Origin of the sequence: Streptomyces yangpuensis (genome assembly GCF_024666385.1) — a bacterium.
GTDB lineage: Bacteria > Actinomycetota > Actinomycetes > Streptomycetales > Streptomycetaceae > Streptomyces > Streptomyces yangpuensis.
Genome location: NZ_CP102514.1, coordinates 1,012,578 through 1,031,792, shown reverse-complemented (window position 1 = coordinate 1,031,792; position 19,215 = coordinate 1,012,578). Strand labels below are relative to the sequence as shown.

At 71.4% G+C, this 19,215-nt stretch carries 13 protein-coding genes; 5 read left to right on the top strand and 8 right to left on the bottom strand.

Annotation, left to right across the window (positions count from 1 at the left end):
• Positions 1-46: 46 nt before the first annotated feature.
• The gene (locus NRK68_RS04770) at positions 47-994 is read right to left on the bottom strand and encodes a DUF4436 family protein (RefSeq protein ID WP_257855088.1); all 948 of its coding nucleotides are present in this window, start codon (positions 992-994) and stop codon (positions 47-49) included.
• 256 nt (positions 995-1,250) lie between these two features.
• On the opposite strand from NRK68_RS04770, the gene NRK68_RS04765 reads away from it, so the two are divergent.
• Together NRK68_RS04765 and NRK68_RS04760 are read left to right on the top strand one after the other, a co-directional pair.
• Positions 1,251-2,798, top strand: a complete 1,548-nt coding sequence (locus NRK68_RS04765) for an alpha/beta fold hydrolase (RefSeq protein ID WP_257855086.1) — start codon at positions 1,251-1,253, stop codon at positions 2,796-2,798.
• Between the two features lie 12 nt (positions 2,799-2,810).
• Positions 2,811-4,448 carry an alpha/beta fold hydrolase gene (locus NRK68_RS04760; RefSeq protein ID WP_257855085.1) on the top strand — a complete coding sequence of 546 codons (1,638 nt, stop codon included), beginning with the start codon at positions 2,811-2,813 and terminating at the stop codon, positions 4,446-4,448.
• Positions 4,449-4,506: 58 nt separating this feature from the next.
• Here NRK68_RS04760 and NRK68_RS04755 read toward each other — a convergent pair whose 3' ends face one another.
• Complete coding sequence (locus tag NRK68_RS04755) at positions 4,507-7,368, bottom strand: peroxidase family protein (protein WP_257855084.1); 2,862 nt, start codon at positions 7,366-7,368, stop codon at positions 4,507-4,509.
• Positions 7,369-7,699: 331 nt separating this feature from the next.
• Here NRK68_RS04755 and NRK68_RS04750 point away from each other — a divergent pair, with 331 nt between their 5' ends.
• Entirely contained in the window at positions 7,700-9,850 is a 2,151-nt protein-coding gene (locus tag NRK68_RS04750; protein WP_257855083.1) for a trypsin-like serine peptidase, read from the top strand.
• 73 nt (positions 9,851-9,923) lie between these two features.
• On the opposite strand, the gene NRK68_RS04745 is transcribed toward NRK68_RS04750, so the two are convergent.
• The 4 genes from NRK68_RS04745 to NRK68_RS04730 form a co-directional block, all read right to left on the bottom strand.
• Positions 9,924-11,432 (bottom strand): DUF4246 domain-containing protein, encoded by a 1,509-nt coding sequence (locus NRK68_RS04745; protein WP_183068102.1) that lies wholly within the window; start codon positions 11,430-11,432, stop codon positions 9,924-9,926.
• 118 nt (positions 11,433-11,550) lie between these two features.
• Positions 11,551-11,928 (bottom strand): FKBP-type peptidyl-prolyl cis-trans isomerase, encoded by a 378-nt coding sequence (locus NRK68_RS04740; RefSeq protein WP_183068101.1) that lies wholly within the window; start codon positions 11,926-11,928, stop codon positions 11,551-11,553.
• A 170-nt stretch (positions 11,929-12,098) separates the two neighbouring features.
• Positions 12,099-12,857, bottom strand: a complete 759-nt coding sequence (locus NRK68_RS04735; RefSeq protein ID WP_257855081.1) for an MBL fold metallo-hydrolase — start codon at positions 12,855-12,857, stop codon at positions 12,099-12,101.
• Between the two features lie 77 nt (positions 12,858-12,934).
• Positions 12,935-13,912 (bottom strand): GlxA family transcriptional regulator, encoded by a 978-nt coding sequence (locus NRK68_RS04730; protein WP_257855080.1) that lies wholly within the window; start codon positions 13,910-13,912, stop codon positions 12,935-12,937.
• A 233-nt stretch (positions 13,913-14,145) separates the two neighbouring features.
• On the opposite strand from NRK68_RS04730, the gene NRK68_RS04725 reads away from it, so the two are divergent.
• Positions 14,146-15,645 carry a DHA2 family efflux MFS transporter permease subunit gene (locus NRK68_RS04725; RefSeq protein WP_257855078.1) on the top strand — a complete coding sequence of 500 codons (1,500 nt, stop codon included), beginning with the start codon at positions 14,146-14,148 and terminating at the stop codon, positions 15,643-15,645.
• Between the two features lie 89 nt (positions 15,646-15,734).
• Here NRK68_RS04725 and NRK68_RS04720 read toward each other — a convergent pair whose 3' ends face one another.
• Both NRK68_RS04720 and NRK68_RS04715 read right to left on the bottom strand, forming a co-directional pair.
• Entirely contained in the window at positions 15,735-16,853 is a 1,119-nt protein-coding gene (locus NRK68_RS04720; RefSeq protein ID WP_183068097.1) for a fatty acid desaturase family protein, read from the bottom strand.
• Between the two features lie 7 nt (positions 16,854-16,860).
• A complete protein-coding gene (locus NRK68_RS04715) occupies positions 16,861-17,916 on the bottom strand; it encodes a ferredoxin reductase (RefSeq protein WP_257855077.1) in 1,056 nt (351 codons plus the stop codon).
• An 86-nt stretch (positions 17,917-18,002) separates the two neighbouring features.
• On the opposite strand from NRK68_RS04715, the gene NRK68_RS04710 reads away from it, so the two are divergent.
• Entirely contained in the window at positions 18,003-19,142 is a 1,140-nt protein-coding gene (locus tag NRK68_RS04710; protein ID WP_257855075.1) for a PucR-like N-terminal domain-containing protein, read from the top strand.
• The last annotated feature ends 73 nt before the right edge of the window (positions 19,143-19,215 follow it).

The window sequence follows — 19,215 nt, the reverse complement described above, 5'->3', positions numbered from 1 at the left end:
AGCCCTTCGCCGGACCCGGGCCGTCACCGCCCCGGGCGCCTCGTGCTCATTGTCTGCTCGCCGGGCCAAGATCGCCCGTCCCGCCGGGACCGGGCACGTCCGCCGCTTCGCCGTCCGGGCCGCCGTCCGCCCGCAGGGCGGTGCGGACACCGGCGAGGACCACGGCGATCACACAGAGGGCGATGACGGTCTCGGCCCACAGGAAGGCGAACCAGTCCAGCACACTGCCGATCGGGGGCGAGCCGGGGGCGGTGTTGCGGAACGCCGAGAGGGCGAACAGCGTGGCCGCCATCCAGGCGAGGGCCGGCCACACCAGGCCCTCGCCGCGGGTCGTCAGGTACCAGGTCCCGATGAGCACGGACGCCGCCAGCGCCCACATCACGACCATCATGAAGACCGCGAACACGAGCAGGCTCCCCGACCGGACCGCCCTCAGCTCCATGACGGCCTCCTGCGGGAGTGGCGAGGGGGTCACGGAGAGCGCGAAGAGCGTGTCGTTGTTGGCGAACAGCAAGCGCACCGGCACCTCCTCGCCGCCCGACTCCGCCCAGAACCCGATCTCGGTCCCGTAGGAGTCGAACGGGTAGTCGCCGATCGATCCGCCCGTCAGGACAACCTTCACGTCCTTGACCGCGAGTCGCTCGTGCGCCCTGAACGACAGGTCGCCCAGCGTCGCCTCCGAGGTCTGGATGCTGAGGTCGTCGACCGGGGCGGTCCCGTCGGCCTCACCGAGACTCCCGCGCGGAGTCACCCGGACCCGCAGCACCATTTCCCTGGCCGCGGCGTCCACGCGCTGGACGACCGCCTCCACGTCCACCCGGTCGGCCGCTCGCGAGCCCGCCGTGTGGACCGTGTCCATCGCCTCCCGTTCGGTGAACTGCAGCCACGACCCCACGGCCACCGCCACCACGATCAGCACCGCGATGGGCAGCAGGACCGGCAGGAGCGAGGCCCGGCGGCGGCGCGGGCGGGAGGGTTCCGGGGGTGCGGCCATGGTCACTCCGGCGAGGTGGGAAGGGTGACGGGCTCGTTCGGCTCGACGCCCGCCGCCGTACGATCCTCGTCGAGCGGGCGGGCGATCCACCGCACCCGGGCGGGTGTGTCGGCACGGGCCCGGGCCGCTGATCGGCTCCGCGTGCGCTCGTGGGGTCCGGCCGGTAGCGTCGATGAAGAGCGTTCCGCCCCACGGGGTGTCCGGCGGATCGGGGCCCGGCAGGTCCGCCGCCGATGTCGGCAGAGGAACGAAGCCCATGCCACAGCACAGCATCCACGCGGTGACCGCCGCGGCCGCTCTGGTCTGCCTGACCGCGGCCGGCCCCACCCCCGGCACCCCGACGCCCGGCACGCCCCCACCGGGCGCCACCACCCCCGCCGCCCGCTTCGTGCCCGGACCCTGCCCGAAGCCGCCCGAACCCATCGAGGCACTGGACGGCGCACGCTGCGGCCGGCTCGAAGTCCCCGAGAACCGCTCCCGCCCCGGCGGGCGGACCATCAAGCTGTCCGTCGCGGTCATCCCGGCCGTGGACCCCGCCAAGCCCGCACGGGAACCGGTGGTGTTCATGGCCGGCGGCCCCGGCGCCGACACCTTCGACGACATCCCCTTCCTCGTCGACTCCGGCCTGAACAAGGACCGCGAGCTGATCATCATGGCCCAGCGCGGCAACCTCTACGACGAGCCCAACCTCGCCTGCCCGGAGATCGACCGGTTCAACGGGCAGGCCGTGGGCCTCGGCTACGACTCGGACGAGGCCGAACAGCTCATACTGAAGGCGGTCAAGGACTGCCGCGGCCGCCTGACGGCCGCGGGCGTGGACCTCGACGCCTACAACACCACCGAGAACGCGGCCGACTTCGCCGACCTGCGCAAGGCGCTGAACATCCGGCAGTGGAACGTCTACGGGTACTCCTACGGCAGCAACCTGGCCCTCACCTACCTGCGCCTGCACCCCGAGGGCATCCGCGCCTTCGCCATCGACTCGATCACGCCACCCCAGCACGTGACCCTGCCGTGGACCTGGGCCAGCACGGCCGAGGGGATCGACAACATCATCGAGGCCTGCGCGGCGCAGCCCGCCTGCAAGAACCGCTACCCGGACTTCCGCCGGACGCTGACGGAACAGGTACGCCGGCTGGAGGCCCAGCCCCTGACCCTGGACGTCGCGCCCCCCGGCGGAGGCAAGCCGGTGAAGGTCGTCCTCGACGGCGGCGCGCTGCTGAACCTGATCGTCGCCTTCACCCCCCGGCCCGAGGACCTTCCGGCGGCGCTCGACGAGCTGAGCCGGGGGAACCCGGAGCGCTTCGCGAAGGCCCGCGCGGCCGGATCGGTGCAGAAAACCGGCGAGTTCGCGCACGGCCTGACCCAGTCGGTGGTGTGCGGCGAGTGGGCACCGGGACACACGCCGGCCGATGTGCTGAACGCCGGGCGCAAGGTCTACCCCGCGTGGCCGGACACCGTCCTCGCCGAGGTGCCGCAGCTGCCCTTCCAGTACCCGGCGTGCGGAATCTGGAACGTCCGGGACCGCGCGGCCGCCCAGCGGCTGCCGACCGTGAGCACGGTCCCGGCGCTGGTCATCTCCGGCACGTTCGACGTGAAGACCGGGGCGAGCTGGGCGAAGGACGTGGCCCGCAACCTGTCCCGCTCGACCTCCGTACTGGTCCCCGGCATCGGCCACTGGGTGGTCCCGCAGTCGCCGTGCGCGCAGAGCGTACTGGCCTCGTTCTTCGCTCGCCCGACCGCGCCCGACACCGGCTGCGTGGACGACGTGGAGCCCAAACCGTTCACGATCATCCCCGAATGACCGGGAGGGCAGATGACCTTCGCCCGAGCGCCCCGCCGTCACCACCACGCCGGAAGACTCCTGGCCCCGTCATCGGCCGGCCTGGCAGCCGCCCTCCTCGTCGCCGGGCTGATCTCGGCGCCCGCCCGCGCGCAGACCCGTACCGCCACCGACCCCACCCCGGGAGCGCCGATCGGCACGGTCGCCCGGACCGCGGGCGACGCCACCTACGCACCGGGCCCCTGCCCGAAGACACCGGAACCGATCGAGGCACTCGACGGCGCCCGCTGCGGAACGCTCACCGTGCCCGAGAACCGGGGGAAGCCGGGCGGCCGCACGATCGAACTCGGCGTCGCGATCGTGCCCGCGGCCACCGGCACGCCCAAGGCCGACCCGATCGTCTGGCTCGCCGGCGGACCCGGGGACGACGCGGTGGGGGAGGCGCAGATGGCGATCGACGGCGGCCTGAACCGCGACCGCGATGTCATCTTCATGTCCCAGCGCGGCACCTACTCGGCGCAGCCGAACGCCCTCTGCCCCAACATCGACGCGTTCAACGCCCGTGCCGTGGGCCTGGTCCAGAACGACCCCGCCACCGAGCGCCTGCACGTCGAGGCCACCAAGGCCTGCCGCGACAAGCTCGCGGCCGCGGGGCTCGACCTCAGCACCTACAACGACATCGAGAGCGCCGCCGACTACGAGGACCTGCGCAAGGCACTCGGCATCCCCGAATGGAACCTCTACGGCATCTCCTACGGCACCCACCTCGCGCTGGCCTACATGCGCCTGCACCCCGAGGGGCTCCGCTCGGTGGGCCTCGACGGCATCCTGCCGCCGTCCAGGGCCGGCTCGGCGGCGACCTGGAGCAGCGCCCGGCAGGGCTTCGACGGCCTCTTCAAGGCCTGCGAGCAGCAGCCCGCCTGCAACAAGCGCTACCCGAACCTCTCGGCCACCTTCGACGGACTCGTCCGCCGGCTGGAGGCCGATCCGGTCACCACCACCGTCACGCTCCCCGGCAGCGACAAGCCCGTGAAGGTCGTGCTCGACGGCGGAGCCCTGGTGAACTGGATGACCTCGGCCACCCACGTGGCACCCCAGGTGCCCGCCGCCCTCGACGAGCTGGCGCACGGCAAGCCGCAGCGCATCGCCCAGCAGTGGGCGGGCGGCAAGCTCAGCCCCCAGGCCATGGGCAGGGTCGCGCACGGCCTCGTCTACGGCGTCTTCTGCAGCGAATGGACCCCGTACGAGAGCGAGCAGGCGGCGCTCCGGGGCGGACAGGCGGCGTTCCCGTCCTTCCCCCGCCCCGTGCAGGCGCAGGCGCCGCAACTCACCTTCCTCCACAGCGACTGCGACGCGTGGAACGTCCCCGCCGCGCCGCCCTCCATCCGGGACGCCACGCGCGGCGACATCCCCACCCTCGCCCTGTCCGGCGGCTTCGACTCCCAGACCGGCGCGGACAACGGCCCGTACGTCGCCCGTACGCTGACCGACGCCAAGGTCGTCACGGTCCCGTACGAGCCGCACGTGGTGTTCGCGACGTCGAAGTGCGCCCAGGACATCACCGCCTCCTTCTTCGACAACCCGGACGCACCGGACACCGCGTGCCTGAAGACCTTGAAAGCCCCCCAGTTCGAGATCACTCCCTCACCGGCCCCCGCATCGCCGTCCTGAACACCGTCATGGCCGGCGCCCGGGTGTGAGGCCCGGGCGCCGGCCGCTTCCCCTGCGCTCAGACGTGGCCGCCGCCGTTGCGGACCGGTACGACCGGGCGCCACGGCGCGAAGGCACTCGCCCCGCGCGGCAGGATCCCCGCCAGCTCGGGGCAGTGCCGCAGGACGACGCTGGTCATCCCGTTGCGTTCGACCCAGTCCATGCCGAGAGGCGTGTAGACCTCCGGCCGGAAGTCGACCGTGAGGAAACGGTCGCTCTGCAGGCGCCTGCTGGCCATCAGGATGAACACGCGGAAGGCGGTGTCGCTGAAGCCGAAGCCCGCGGGCGGATTCTCGGCGAACAGCCCCACCATCGTGTCGATGTCGTCCACCGAGCGGTAGACGTCACGCAGCCGGGCGACCGTCCCCGGATCGGCCGACAGGTCCTCGAACCGCCGGATCCGCGGCTTGTGCAGCCCCGCCCGGAAGTCGTTGTAGCGCGGGACCCCGCGGCGCCGGGTGCGCACCAGGTCGACCACCGAGAGGTCGATCACCTCGCCGTCCCGCTCGAACGCCTGCAGGGTACGGGGGAAGTTGTGCAGGGTGATCGCGCCCGGGTGCGCGATGCCCAGCGAGTACAGGGTGTTCACCAGCCCCGTCTTGCGGATGAGCGGCTCCGTGGCGGCGCCCTGGAGGGCGGTGAAGTCCAGGCTGTCGAGCCGGCGCCCGAACCGGTGGTCGACGAGCTCGTAGTCGTCCGGCATCAGCGGGTGCATCCGGTAGACGGTGACGAACTCCTCCGTGAGGGAGTACGGCGCCCCGTGGTGGTCGGGCAGGCTCTTCGGGATGCCCTGCCGGCCGTTCGCCTCCAACAGCCACACGCCCAGCTGGTCGAGCCACTTCTTCGGCGGCCCCTGCCAGTTGGTCCTCATGCCGACGTCGAGCGTCTCGGTGGCGAGGATCGCCGGCGTCCACTCGACCGTGTGGATCTTCGCGATCAGGGCGGACACGACGAGGCGGGCCGTGTGGTAGATCCGGTCCTCGTCCATCCGCGGATACTCGTGCCGCAGGGCTTCGCACACCGTGTTGTGCTCCCGGGCGAACAGGGTGTGCATCGCGCTGAGGCCCAGCCACCAGTTGTCGGTGAACCCGGTGAGCGGGGAGCCGTTCGTGCCGCCCGGCAGGTGCCCGTCCTCCAGCCGCAGACCGGCGCCGCCGTCGGGCTCGCGCAGCGACGTCGCGGCGGACCGGTCACCGCCGTACACCTCTGCGCCGTCCCACCAGTGCGACACGTCGCTCGCGAACACGATCGGCGGCCGGCCGTCACCGGCCGACGGCACCGCCTCGTCCTCACCGAAGCGCATCACCGCCTCCCGCGGGCCGCCCGGCGTGTTCCGCCAGGTCTCGCCGGGCGGCATCGGAACCTCGACGCTCCGGGCGGAGACCGGGAACCTGCGGTGCTTGACCCAGTCGTGCACCTGGAACTGGATCCACGCGGCGGCGAGGATGTTCAGCGACGTCGCGGGGATGAACTGCTCACGCCGCAGCAGTTCCCGGCTGACGGTGACCGGATTGGGCGAGTCGAAGTCGTCCGGGCGGTATACGGGCGGCATGGTCCGGCCGAACGTGGCCCCCACAGCACCCATCCGCGGCGCCGACAGGTCGTTGTACGAACCGTCGTAACTACGCCTGACCAGCAGCTCCTCGTCGGGCGGCGGCGGCACCGGACCGGCTGCGGGCAGAGCCTCCCGGGGCTCGGTGTCGATGAGGTTGTGCCGCCGCAGCGTCTGCCGGAAGGCCATCAGGTTCAGCAGGCCGAGCGGCGTGGGCAGCCGGTGCCACGGGACGAAGCGGTTGACCGCGCGGAAACCGGCCCGCAGCGGTGCCCCGAGCAGGGTGTTGCGCCGCGGCTCGACCGTCACGAAGCGCCGGCCCAGACGGTGGGCGCTGGAGGCCTCGTAGGCGGCCTTGCGGGCCCGGTTGAGGTTGCCCAGGGGGTGGAAGTCCTCCGAGGTGTGCCACGGGTTGAACGCCAGCAGATCGACCCGCGCGGCGCTCGCCCGGGCCTCGGCGGTGTCGACGTCCTGGCGCGGGACGGTCAGCGTCGCCACCGGCACGACGGGCGCGACATCCTCGTGCCACTCGGCCGCCCCGTCCTCGATCGGCGTGCGCCGGGCGTCCACGTACCGCTGCACGCACAGCTCGAAGGTGACGTCCCCCCGGCGCAGCCGCTGGGCCAGCTCGCGCCGCAGGTGATCCGGATCGGTGCCCGACGCCGCCGGGGCCGGCGGGGCGCCCGCGGCGGGCCGCAGCTGGTAGCGCACCGGTCCGCGGTCGCCCCACAGGATCGCGCCCCGGCTCCAGTACGTCTCCAGGGCCAGGCTGTGCACCGTGCGCCGGGTTCCCGCGACGACGTTGCGCCGCATCCGGGTGGCCGCCGGCCGGCCGACCATCAGCGGCAGCGCGACGAACAGGGCGAACCCCTTCCGCAGCCGCGAGTCGGCACCCGCCATGGCCTTGGCGAAGGCGACGAACTCGCCCGCGTCGCGGGCGTGGGAGACCGGGAAGCTCGTCATCAGCAGATCGTGGACCTCGCCCGGGCCCACCTCGACGCGCAGCGCCGCCCCGCGCAGATCGGGCGCGAAGTCGGGCTGGCGGACCCCGCTCGCGTTGGAGAGCCGGACCGTGACCGGATACTCGGCTCCGGGCACGGCGAAGCCCGTCCGCAGGGCCTCCGGAAGGTCCTCGTGGAACCGCAGCCGGGCGTTCTCCACACCGAGGACCGCCTTGGCGTGGAAGGTCCGATCGACCGCCGCCGCGCCGCTGCGTTTCCTCACCTTCACCTGTACCCGCATCAGCTCGCGCGCCAGCCGTTCGAAGAGCAGCCGCTCTGCCTCCGGGCTGCCGCCGGCGTAGCGCTCGTACTGTTCGACCTCGTCCATTCGAGCCTCTTCCCGGAGGGGGTTCCCGTGTACTCCTCCCGACGCTGCACCAGCCCCGAGCCGCTGTCGTGCGGAGCGGAGCAGACAGGCGAACGCCCAGGTGAAAGGCGGGTTGTGGGGCACCACAGTGCAACTGGGCCCGCCCACCTGTCCGGCGCAGCGCCCAGGAATCTTCTGCGTCGCAGCATCGCCCCAGGAAGCCGGTTCCGCGGGGGCGGTCGGCTCCGCCCGGTTGGAGTCGTGACCGGACCCGCTGTTGTTGCGGCACGAGGAGCGTGTGCGCCTTCTGGAAGGCGTCGGCAGACCCACGGCAACAGGAACGGTGAGGCACATGCTCCCATCCAGCGAATCCCCGGAAGAGCAGGACCAGCAGGCCGCGGCGGCGCGGCGGTACCGAGAGGCGGCCGCGGAACGGAAGGAGATCGAGAAGCAGCTCGCGGCGGGCGTGCGCTACCCGGACACCCCGGAGCGGATCGCCTCCCGGGCCAACCGGCTGCTCGAACGGGGCGGGGTGCCTCCGACGGCCGCCGTGGACAGCGTCCACGCGGAGGCGCTGGACGTGCCCGAGACCCTGGAGCGGGTCATCGGCCTCACCAAGGACCTCCAGCCCTGGAGCTTCCTGCCCCGGGGTGCCCGCGCGGCCGCCACCGTCGCCCGGATCTCGATCCTCCGGGGCGGCCTCGAACGGCCCCAAGGAACCGGCTTCCTGGTTTCCCCCCGGCTGCTGCTCACCAACCACCACGTGCTGCCGGACGCGGCGACGGCACGCCGCTGCTTCCTGGAGTTCAACGCCCAGGTGACCATCGACAACGCCCCCGACGCCGCGATCCGGTTCGCGCTCGACCCCGACACGTTCTTCGCGGCGGACAGCCATCTCGACTACGCGCTGGTCGCGGTCACTCCCGCCGCCGACGGCAGCCTCGCCGGCGAGCGGTTCGGCTGGAACCGGCTGAGCATCCAGCAAGGCAAACTGGTCCAGAACGAGCCGGTCAACGTCATCGGCCACCCGATGGGCCGGCTCAAGGAGATCGCGCTCCGCGACAACGCCCTCGTGCAGCGGCTGGACGACTTCCTCCACTACCGGACCGACACCGAGCCCGGCAATTCCGGCTCCCCGGTCTACAACGACCAGTGGGAGGTGGTGGCGCTGCACCACATGGGCGTGCCGAACACGGACGCCCAGGGCCGCATCCTGCGCAAGGACGGCCAGCTGTGGCGCAGGGGCATCGACAGCGACGACACCGTCGACTACGTCTCGAACGAGGGCGCCCGCATCAGCTCGGTCCTCAAGCACCTCGCCGCGTTGCCGCTGGACCCCGGGCGGCGTGCGCTGCTGGCGGAGATGGGCCCGGAGTCCGGGCTCCGGCAGGATGCCGTCGCCGGTCCGGTGGAGACACCGGTCGCACCGGTCGCACCGGCCGTTCCCGCCGCAGCCGCCGCAACCGCCGCAACCGCGGCCCCGGCCGTCCCCGTCGCACCGGCCGTGGCCCCGTCCCCGGCACCCGTGTCCGCTCCCGCGCCGCAGGAGGCGGCGACGGCCCCCGCGGCCGGCGGTGTCCGCGGTCTGAAGGGCGCGCCGAACGCGCTCTGGGGCGCGGGCCAACGGCACCTGGTGTTCCTGCACGGCCGCAGCCAGCAGGGCAAGGACCCCGAGCTGCTCCGCCGCGGCTGGACGGGGGGACTCAACCACGGCCTCACCCGCGCCGGGCTCCGTACCGTCGACCCGGAGCACGTCTGGTTCCCGTTCTACGGCGACCGGATCGTCGAAGTCATCGGGCAGCACGAGGCGCTTCCCGCCTCCTACGCCGACGCGCCCGCCGCGGCGGCGCTGGAGGCCTTCGCCGCCCGGTCGGCGGAGGGGACGTACGAGCAGCTGGTCATGGAGGCGGCGGTCCTGGCCGGCATGCCGCCGAACGGACAGGACGCCGCCGAGAACATCGGCAGCGCGCTCATCGGATCCCTCCAGGGCGCCCTGAGCTGGCTGTCGGCCAAGACCGACGTGGACGCGCTGGCCATTGCGACGATCTTCCGCGACGTGGACGCCTACCTCGGTGACCCGAGGGTCCGCAAGGAAGTCCTGGACCGGGTGCTCGAAGAGATCCCGCACGAGGGCGAACTGGTCCTGGTGACCCACAGCCTCGGCACGGTGGTCGGCATGGACCTCGTCGCCAACCGGCTCCTCCCCGGTATGAAGGTCACCCTTCTCGTCACGGCGGGCAGTCCCCTGGGGATGAACGCGGTGACCAGCAGGCTCGCCCCGCCGGGAACGAACCGCCCCGGTACGGTCACCGAGTGGGTCAACGCCTGGTGCCCGACCGACGCGGTGGCCATCGGCTGCCCGCTGGAGCGCGTCTGGGGCAAGCTGACCGAGGAACACGCGGTGGTGAACGCGAGCGACCGGGCCCACAGCATCGAGGAATACCTCGCCCACCCCGAAGTCGCCCAGGCGATCGACCGGTTCCTCACGAAACCCGCCGCCTGACCTCCGACCGGCCTGTACCTGACCGTCAGCGGACGGGGGCGGGGGCGATGCCGCCCCCGCCCCGCCGCGTCATTCAGTGCTCACAGAGGGAGAACTCCCGTTCGTAGAGCTGCTCGTTGTGCTCGTCGACGAAGAACTTGCGTTCCTGCATGAGCTGTTCGCGGAACTCCTGCGCCTGAGCGAGCGTCATGGTCGTGGTCTCGGCCCACGGCTGCTGCGGCGGCACGTCGGAGGTGGAAACGATCGTCTCCGAGGGGTCGACCAGGAAGAACGCGAGGATCTTGCGGTGCCCTGGGCGGGTGGCGTCCGCGAGGCGGAACGAGCCGACGCGGTGCTGCAGGATGTTCGGGAACGCCAGGCAGCGGCCCGCCGGGGTCGGCGCCGATCCCAGGAGCTGGTTCAGCGAGTCCTCGTTCTCCAGGCCGTAGACCTCACGCAGCCCGTCGTCGTCGTTCTGCTCGTAGTCCGGGTCGTCGAGCGCCGCCCGGAAGCTCAGGCTGCTGTCGGTGATGTTCTCGCTGTCCCAGTAGTAGATCCCCGTCGAGACGATCCGCTCGTTGAGCATCCCCTCGACGTGCCAGGAACCGCCGGCGTACTCGGGCTTCTCCGGCGTCAGGTGGATGGTGGCGAGCTTGACGATGACCTGCAGACGGCGGCCGCGCAGGCCGACCCGGGCGGAGGCCTCGGGCGACCCGGGCGGGGTGAAGTCGGGGGCATCGGGGACGACCGGGCTGCGGTTCTCCCGCCATGCGTCGTACGCCTCGTCCCACTCGCGCATGGCCGCCCTGTGGGCCTCGGGATCGCTGTAGTCGGACTTCCTCGGGTACGTCGGCCTGGGCTCGTACCACCCGTACGGGTCGGCCTCGATCCGCAGGGGCCGGGGATGACGCAGATCGGTGAGCACGTTCTCCCACAGCGGCAGCATCCGCCCGAACAGGTCCGGCAGGACGGCGACCAGCTCGTGGTGCGTCTCGGGGTGGACGTTGTTGACGTAGGAGCGGAAGGCGACATCGCCGTCCTCACTGACGTCGACGTCCGTGGGCAGCCACTGGAACTTCTCCGAGAACTCGTACTTCGAGTAGCGGTCGGTCGGATTCCGCCAGGCCTCCTCAGGGGCGCCGCTCGCCTCCTTCACCAGGCAGAACATCGACGGATGCACCAGATCCAGCACCTGGCCGTCCGATCCGGGGTGCCAGTCCTGCTCGGCTTCGGGGACGTCCTCCAGGACCCGGACCGCCTCGCGCAGCCGGGACCGGAGCTTGTCGTCGACCAGCGTGTCCGACTGCCAGACTCCGTCGACGGCCGACACCTCGATGCCGGTCCGCTCGTCCCGCAGCGCGGCGTAGTGCGCGAGTTCGGCCAGCACGTACCGGACCTGCGCCTCGGTGAGGCCCTGGGCGACCGCCTCCTGCGTCCACTTGGCGACGATGCCGGCATCGTTCATCTTCTCGAACCACCCCGGCTTCGCCCGAATGTGTGCGCTGCACTCGATCATCTCGAGTTCCCGCAGCGTCCGGGGTGTCGCGAACGCTATGGAACGGGAAGCGTGAAAGGGCAGCGGGAAAGCAGACAGGCCGGTCAATTCTCTGGGTCCTCCGAGTCGGTGTGCGGTGGCCGGAAGAATACTTCAGCCGACTGACACCGCAGCCGCGCTCCGGAACCGGAACCACCCACGGTCAGAACGGTCGTGAGGGCCCTTCTCAGACCACGGAGAGGAGGTCGACCACGAAGACGAGGGTGGAACCCGCCGGGATCAACGGCGAGGGGGACTGCTTGCCGTAGCCGAGGCGCGGGGGCACGATGATCTCGCGCCGGCCGCCGACCTTCATCCCCCGGATGCCCCGGTCCCAGCCCTTGATGACCCTGCCGCCGCCCACGGCGAACTTGAACGGCTCGCCCCGGTCCCAGGAGGCGTCGAACTCCCGCCCGGACGCGAAGGTGACCCCGACATAGTGGACCCGGACGACCCTGCCCGGCTTCGCCTCGGGCCCGTCCCCCACCACGAGGTCGCGGACCGTCAGCTCCTCGGGAGCGTCCCCCTCCGGACGCTCGATGACAGGCCTCGTCGGTTCACTCATCGCAGCCTCATGTCTTTCCGCATTGCTCTCCGCCGGACGACCGAAGTACATCAGACCCCACCCGCACGTCTCACATGACGGGGCGACAGATCATCGCTCCGGGCGGTCCGGGCGGTCCGGGCCCGCAGCGTGCCCTCGAAGGATCCGGGTTCGCCGGCCGATGAACACTGTCAGGTTGTTGCGTCCGCCGTACGGGCACGGATACGGCCGGCTGCTTCGAGGCGGGACAGCCGCCGGTGTTCCCGGGAGGCCCAGCGCCGGACCCGGTCGGGTTCGAGAGGGGTGCCGTGGCCGACGTGGAGGCGGGTGGGGTTCAGCGCGAGCATCCTGCGCAGACTGGCCAGGTTGAGCAGGGGGTCGTCATGGAAAGGCGGATTGGCCGGCCGGCCGCCGACCAGACCGAAGAAGGAGTTGGCGATCAGGTCGCCCGCGACGAGGTCTCCCCGGTCGGTGAGAACGGAGACCGATCCCGCGGTGTGACCGGGCGTCGGCATGATGCGTGCGGTGACCCCGAAGTCCTCCAGATCGGTCTCGCCGGTCACGAGCACGTCGGGTTCGAACGGTTCGACCCGCATGTGCAGGTGCTTGTTCCGGGCCATGAGGCGGCCCATCGGGCCGGTGGGCAGGTACGGCTCCCGGGCCCGGCCGGCACGGAACGGACCGAGGTCCGCGACGTGCCCCGCGACCGGCGCCCCGGTGAGACGGCTCAGTTCGGCGGCGGATCCGAAGTGGTCGATGTGGCCGTGCGTGACGACGATCAGCGACACGTCCGCGGGGTCGACACCGAGGGCGGCGACCTGCTCGTAGATCTTCCGGCCGCTGCCGGGCGTTCCCGCGTCGACGATGACGGGCCGACGGCCCAGCAGCAGGTACGCGTTGATGTTGTGCCGGCCCATGACAGGGATCGGGACGACCTTGGTTCGGGACACGGTTCTCTCCTCGGGCATGACTGTTCCCCGCCGCACGGTGATCCGCGGGCGGTCGGGACGGAAATTCCGCGACAGGGCTAGCGGAAGCGGCGCCGGTATTCGGCGGGAGTGGTGCCGAGGCGGCCGCGGAAGACACGGTGCAGGCTCTCCACGGAGCCGAGGCCGCTGAGGGCGGCGATCTCGGGCAGGGTGTGGCTGCTGTCCTGGAGCAGCCGTCGGGCGGCCTCCAGCCGTACGGACTCGACGTAGGCGGCCGGTGTGATCCCGGTGCGCCGGCGGAACAGCCGGGCGAAGTGGCGCACGCTCAGGTGCAGCCGCGCGGCCAGAGCGTCGGCGGACAGGTCTTCGGCGAGATGATCACCGATCCATACGCGCAGGTCGTCGATCCGGTCGCCGGGATCGGCCGGAAGCGCGAGCGGCACGCTGAACTGGCTCTGGCCGCCCGCACGTTTGACGTACATGACCATCGTGCGTGCGGTGGCCAGGGCGAGTTCGGGGCCGTGGTCCTCGGTGACCATGGCCAGTGCCATGTCCATCCCCGAGGCGATGCCGGCGCAGGTCCACAGCCGGCCCTCCCGGATGAAGATCGGGTCCGGGTCGACGGTGACCTGCGGATGGTCGGCGGCCAGCCGCGCGGCCGTCCGCCAGTGCGTGGTGGCGGACAGGCCGTCCAGCAGGCCCGCCGCGGCCAGCAGGTGCGCGCCCGAACAGACGGAGGCCAGCCGGTGGTCACCGGGTGCCGCCGTACGCAGCCAGTCGACGATTGCGCCGTCGACCACCGGCTCCACCCCGTGGCCGGTGACCCGGACCGCACCCGAGACCAGGAGGGTGTCCACATTGCCGGGCACCTCGTCCAGCGTCAGGTCGGCCATCAGCCGGATCCCGCCGGCGGTGGCCACCGGCTCACCCCCGGGGGTCGCGACGCGGACGCTGTACCCGGGCCGGGCGGCGCCCGCGACCCGGGTGGCGACCGAGAACACCTCGGCCGGCCCCGTGACGTTGAGCGGCTCGACCCCGGGAAAGGCGGCGATGACGACCCTGTGCGGTGAAAGCATGCCCCGATCATGGCGCCCCGCCCCGAGGGCCGCAATGACCATGTTCTGTCAGATCCGGACATCCCGTCGGCCTGCCCCGGAAGCCGTGTCCTGGCCGTCCCGGCACTGCAAAATGGTTTGAGCTCGGGCGGCGGTACCGACAGGATCGGAGAAGACCGATGAGTTCTTCCCGGCGCCGCAGTCTGTCAGTGTGACCGCCACGCGCGGAGGACACTCACAAGACGGAAGGCGTCATGGCCGCACCACACGAAACACCCACCCTCTCGCCCGACCGAGTCACCGCCGTGCTGCGGATTCTCGTGCTGTCCACGTTCGTCGTCCTCCTCAACGAGACGATCATGGTCAACGCGATTCCGCGGCTCATGCGCGAGTTCGATGTCACCGCAGCCGCCGCAGGGTGGCTGTCGACGGCATTCATGCTCACCATGGCCGTCGTCATCCCGGTGACCGGATGGTTCCTCCAGCGCGTGACGACCCGGACCGCCTTCGGTCTCGCCATGGCACTGTTCCTCGCCGGCACGACTCTGGCCGCGGCCGCGCCCGCCTTCCCCGTACTGCTCGCTGCCCGCGTCATCCAGGCCAGTGGCACCGCCGTCATGATGCCGCTGCTCATGACGACGCTGATGACCCTCGTGCCCCCGCGCGACCGCGGCCGTGTCATGGGCAACATCACCCTCGTCATCTCCGTCGCACCCGCCCTCGGCCCCGCCGTCTCCGGTGTGCTGCTGCAGCTGGGGTCATGGCGCCTGCTGTTCCTGGCCGTGATCCCCGTCGCCGGAGCCATGGCCCTGTTCGGCCGGCGTGAACTGATCAACATCGGCGAGCCGCAGGCCGCCCCGATCGACTGGTTGTCCGTCCCGCTGGCGGCAGCGGGCTTCGGCGCCCTGGTGTACGGCCTGAGCGGGCTCGGTGCCGAGAACGCGGCGCAGGCCGCCCTGCCCCCGGTGCCCGTCACTCTGGCCGGCGCCGCGCTCGTAGGACTGTTCGTATGGCGCCAGCTGGCCCTGCAGCGCTCCTCCACCCCGCTGCTGGACCTGCGGGCGCTGTCGTCGCGCCACTTCTCCATGGCACTGGGGCTGATGTGCCTGTCCTTCATGGCCCTCATGGGCGCCTTCATCCTGCTGCCGATATACCTGCAGGAGGTGTGCGGCCTGACCTCGCTGCAGACCGGGCTGCTCCTCATCCCGGGCGGCCTGACCATGGGCCTGCTCGGACCCCAGGTCGGCAAGCTGTACGACCGATTCGGCGCACCGCGCCTGGTCGTACCCGGAGCCGCTCTCACGGCGCTCTGCCTTGCGCTGTTCGCCCTCACGGCCGAACGGACCTCGCCGTGGCTGGTGCTGGCCCTTCACGTGGCTCTGAGCGCGGGCATGGCGTTCGTCTTCACCCCCGTCTTCACCTCGGGTCTGTCCGTACTGCCGCCGCACCTCTACCCCCACGGCTCCGCCATCCTGGGCTCGCTCCAGCAGGTCGCCGCGGCGGCCGGCACGGCCCTGGTCATCAGCGTCATGTCGGGCCACGCGGCAACGGCAGCAGCCGAGGGCGCCGACAGCACCGGCGCCCTCGCCGTGGGCATCCGGTGGGGATTCGGCGTCGGCGCCGTGCTCGGCGCCCTGGCCGTGCTGGTCGCTCTGCTGATCCGTACCCCGGCCACACCGCCACAGCCTCCGGTGCCGGAGACCCAGGACGAAGGCGGCACCGAGACGAGCAAAACCGCCCCCACGCCCACCTGACGCCGCCGGCCGGGGAAATCCCGTCGGCCGGCGCCGCCGGCACGGCCGCGCCGGCGGTACGGCCGCACGATCTGAACCGGTACCGGGAATCAGGCCGCGACGAGCTCCTTCTCGCGGCCCGGCGTCCCGGTCCTGGGCTTCTTGTTCGGCAGCGAGAGCCGGAAGACCTTGCGCCACGCGGAGAACACCTGCTTCGGCAGCGGCCCGGTGACGTACTCCAGCTCGTACTTCTCGAACAGCGCGCGCACCTTCACCGCGACCTCGGCGTACCGGTTGCTCGGCAGGTCCGGAAACAGGTGGTGCTCGATCTGGTGCGACAGGTTGCCGGTCATGAAGTGCATGGCCCTGCTGCCGCTGATGTTCGCCGAGCCCATCATCTGGCGCAGGTACCACTGGCCGCGCGTCTCGCCCTTGATCGACCGGCGCTCGAAGACCTGCACGCCCTCGGGGAAGTGCCCGCACATGATCACCGAGTGGGACCAGAGGTTGCGGACCAGGTTCGCGGTGAACGTGGCGGCGAGCGTGGTGAGGAACGACGGGCCCGAGAGCAGCGGGTGGATCACGTAGTCCTTGAGCACCTGCTTGCGGATCTTGCGGCCGACGGCCTTGGCCCGCGCGCGGAACTCCGGGTTCTTGCGGCGGCGCTTGCTCAGGTTCCGGCCGAGCTCCAGGTCGTACGCCGCGATGCCGTACTCGAAGAAGCAGGCGTTGATGAAGTTCCACAGCGGCTGGCCGAGGTGGAACGGGTGCCACCTCTGGTCCTCGTCGACGCGCATGATGCCGTAGCCGAGGTCGTTGTCCTTGCCGATCACGTTGGTGTACGTGTGGTGCAGTTCGTTGTGCGAGTGCTTCCACTGGTCTGACGGCGAGACGTGATCCCACTCCCAGGTGGTGGAGTGGATCTTCGGGTCCCGCATCCAGTCCCACTGGCCGTGCAGGACGTTGTGGCCGATCTCCATGTTGTCCATGATCTTCGCCACGGACAGCCCGGCGGTGCCGATCAGCCACGCGGGCGGGAAGAACGAGAACAGCAGCACGCCCCTGCTGACCAGCTCGAGCTTGCGCTGCGCCGAGATGACCTTGCGGATGTAGGCGGCGTCCTTCTCGCCCCGGCTGGCGATCACCTCGTCGCGGATCGCGTCCAGCTCGCGGCCGAGCTCCTCGATCTGCTCCGCGGTCAGGTGGGCGGTGGGGTCGATGGCGGTCAAGGTGCTCCTACCGTTCGATGTCGCAGGGGCCCGCCGCGGCGGACACGCAGGTCTGGATGAGGACGCCCGGCTCGGCCTCGGTGATCTCGCCGGTGCGCAGGTCGCGGACGGCGCCCGCCTTGAGCGGTGTGACGCAGCCGAAGCAGATGCCCATGCGGCACCCGGACGGCATGAGCACGCCGGCCTCCTCGCCGACGTCCAACAAGGGCGTGGCGCCGTCCGCGTCGACGGTCTTGCCGGTGGCGCTGAACACGACCTCGCCGCCGTCACCGGCGACGACGATGCCGGGGCGGAAGCGTTCGGTGTGCAGGTGCTCTCGGACGCCGTGTTCGCTCCAGAACTCCTCGGCGGCGTCGAGCAGGCCCGCGGGCCCGCAGGCCCAGGTCTCGCGCTCGGCCCAGTCGGGTACCAGTTCGCCGAGACGGGCGATGTCGAGCATGCCGTCCGTGTCCGTGTGCACCTCGGTGAGCCGCAGCTTCTTGTCCGCGACCAGGTCGTGCAGTTCCTTGCGGAAGATCACGTCCTGCGGCTGTGGCGCGCAGTGGACCATGACGGCGTCGTCGAACTCGATGTCACGCAGCATGCCCATCACAGGCGTGATGCCGCTGCCGGCCGTCAGGTAGAGCACCTTGGCGGGCTTGGTCTCCGGCAGCACGAAGTCACCGGTTGCCTGGTCGAGCTGGACCAGCGTGCCGGGCTTCGCCCTGCGGACCAGATGGTTGCTGACCTTGCCGTCCGGGATCGCCTTCACGGTGATCGTGACGCGGCCGTCCCGGCGGTCGGTCGGCGAGGTGAGGGAGTAGGCGCGCCACAGGCGCCTCCCGTCGACGTCGACCCCGATCCGCACGTACTGACCGGCCGTGTGACCACGCCAGCCCCTTCCCGGCCTGATCACGATGGTCGCGGCGTCACCCGTCTCGGGGTGCACGGCCTCGATGCGCCCACGCAGGTCGGCGCCCGCACGCAGCGGGCTGACCAGGTCGAGGTAGTCCGACGGCAGCAGCGGCGTCGTGATCATCTCCAGCAGTTTCCACGCCCTACTGCGGAGGGCTGCACTCGTCATGACCCCAGCTTGATGCGCCTCAAGGCGTAAAGTCCTGACCGCAAGACGTAAATCTGGCCGACCGAATTGTTCGCAGGGAATAAAACATGAGCCATCCCATTCGGAGGGTCACCGAACTGGCCCTGGATCGGACAACGGTCACCGCACTCCGGGCCGCGCTGAGGACCACCGCCGACGAGATCGTCCAGGCGATCCTCGACGAGGTCCCGCCCTACGCCAACGCCCTTTCGGGCCGCATGGGCGTCACCATCCGGCGAGCCGTCCGCACCGCCCTGGGGCACTACCTGGACCGCGCGAGCGGAAATGCCACGGGCGGCGACGCCAGTGACGCGGCCTACGAGCTGGGCCGCGGCGAGGTGCGCGACGGCCGTTCGATGGACGCCCTGCTCAGCGCCTACCGCGTCGGCGCCCGCGTGGCCTGGCGATGCCTGGCAGCGGGTGCCGTACCCGCCGGCCTGCCCGCCGCCGAGGTCGCCAAGTTCGCCGAGCTGACCTTCGCCTACATCGACGAGCTCTCCGCCGCGAGCGCCGCCGGCCACGCCGACGAACTGGCCGCCCGGGGCCGGGACCACGAGCGCCACCTGGAACACCTGGCCCGTGACCTCCTGGCCGGCGAGAGCCCGGACGTGCTGCTGGCCTCCGCGCAACGGGCCGGGTGGCAGCCTCCCGTTTCGCTGACCGCGGTCCTGCTGCCCGCCGCCCAGGCCCGGCCCGCCTATCGCGCGCTCGACCCGGGCACCCTCGTCCTCGACGATCTGCCGGACGCCCTCGGCGTGCTGCTCGTCCCCGATGCCGACCGGTCACATCTCCTGCGGCAGCTGACCGACCGCACCGCCGTGGCCGGTCCCGCCAGGCCATGGACCCGTGCGTCCGCCTCGTACGCACGAGCCGCACGCGCGCGCTCCCTCTCCTCCGACATCCGCGACACCGAGGAGCACCTGCCCGAGCTGGTGCTGAGCGCCGACGTGGACGCGTTCGCGGACCTGCGCGCCCGAGCCCTCGCACCTTTGCGGACCCTGCCCGTCGCGACCGCACGGCGGCTGGAGGAGACGTTGCGGGAGTGGCTGCTGCACCAGGGCAGGCGGGACGAGGTGGCGGCGGCGTTGTTCGTCCATCCCCAGACCGTCCGGTACCGGATGTCGCAGCTGCGGGAGCTGTTTCCGGATCTCGCATCGCCGCACCGGGTCCTCGAGCTGACGCTGGCGGTCGGTCTTCGCGCCGGCTGACGCGTACCAGCGGGTCGCACCGACCGCGCCTGACAAGAAGTCGCGTACGTCGTCGGCCGGGGTCGTCCGGGGG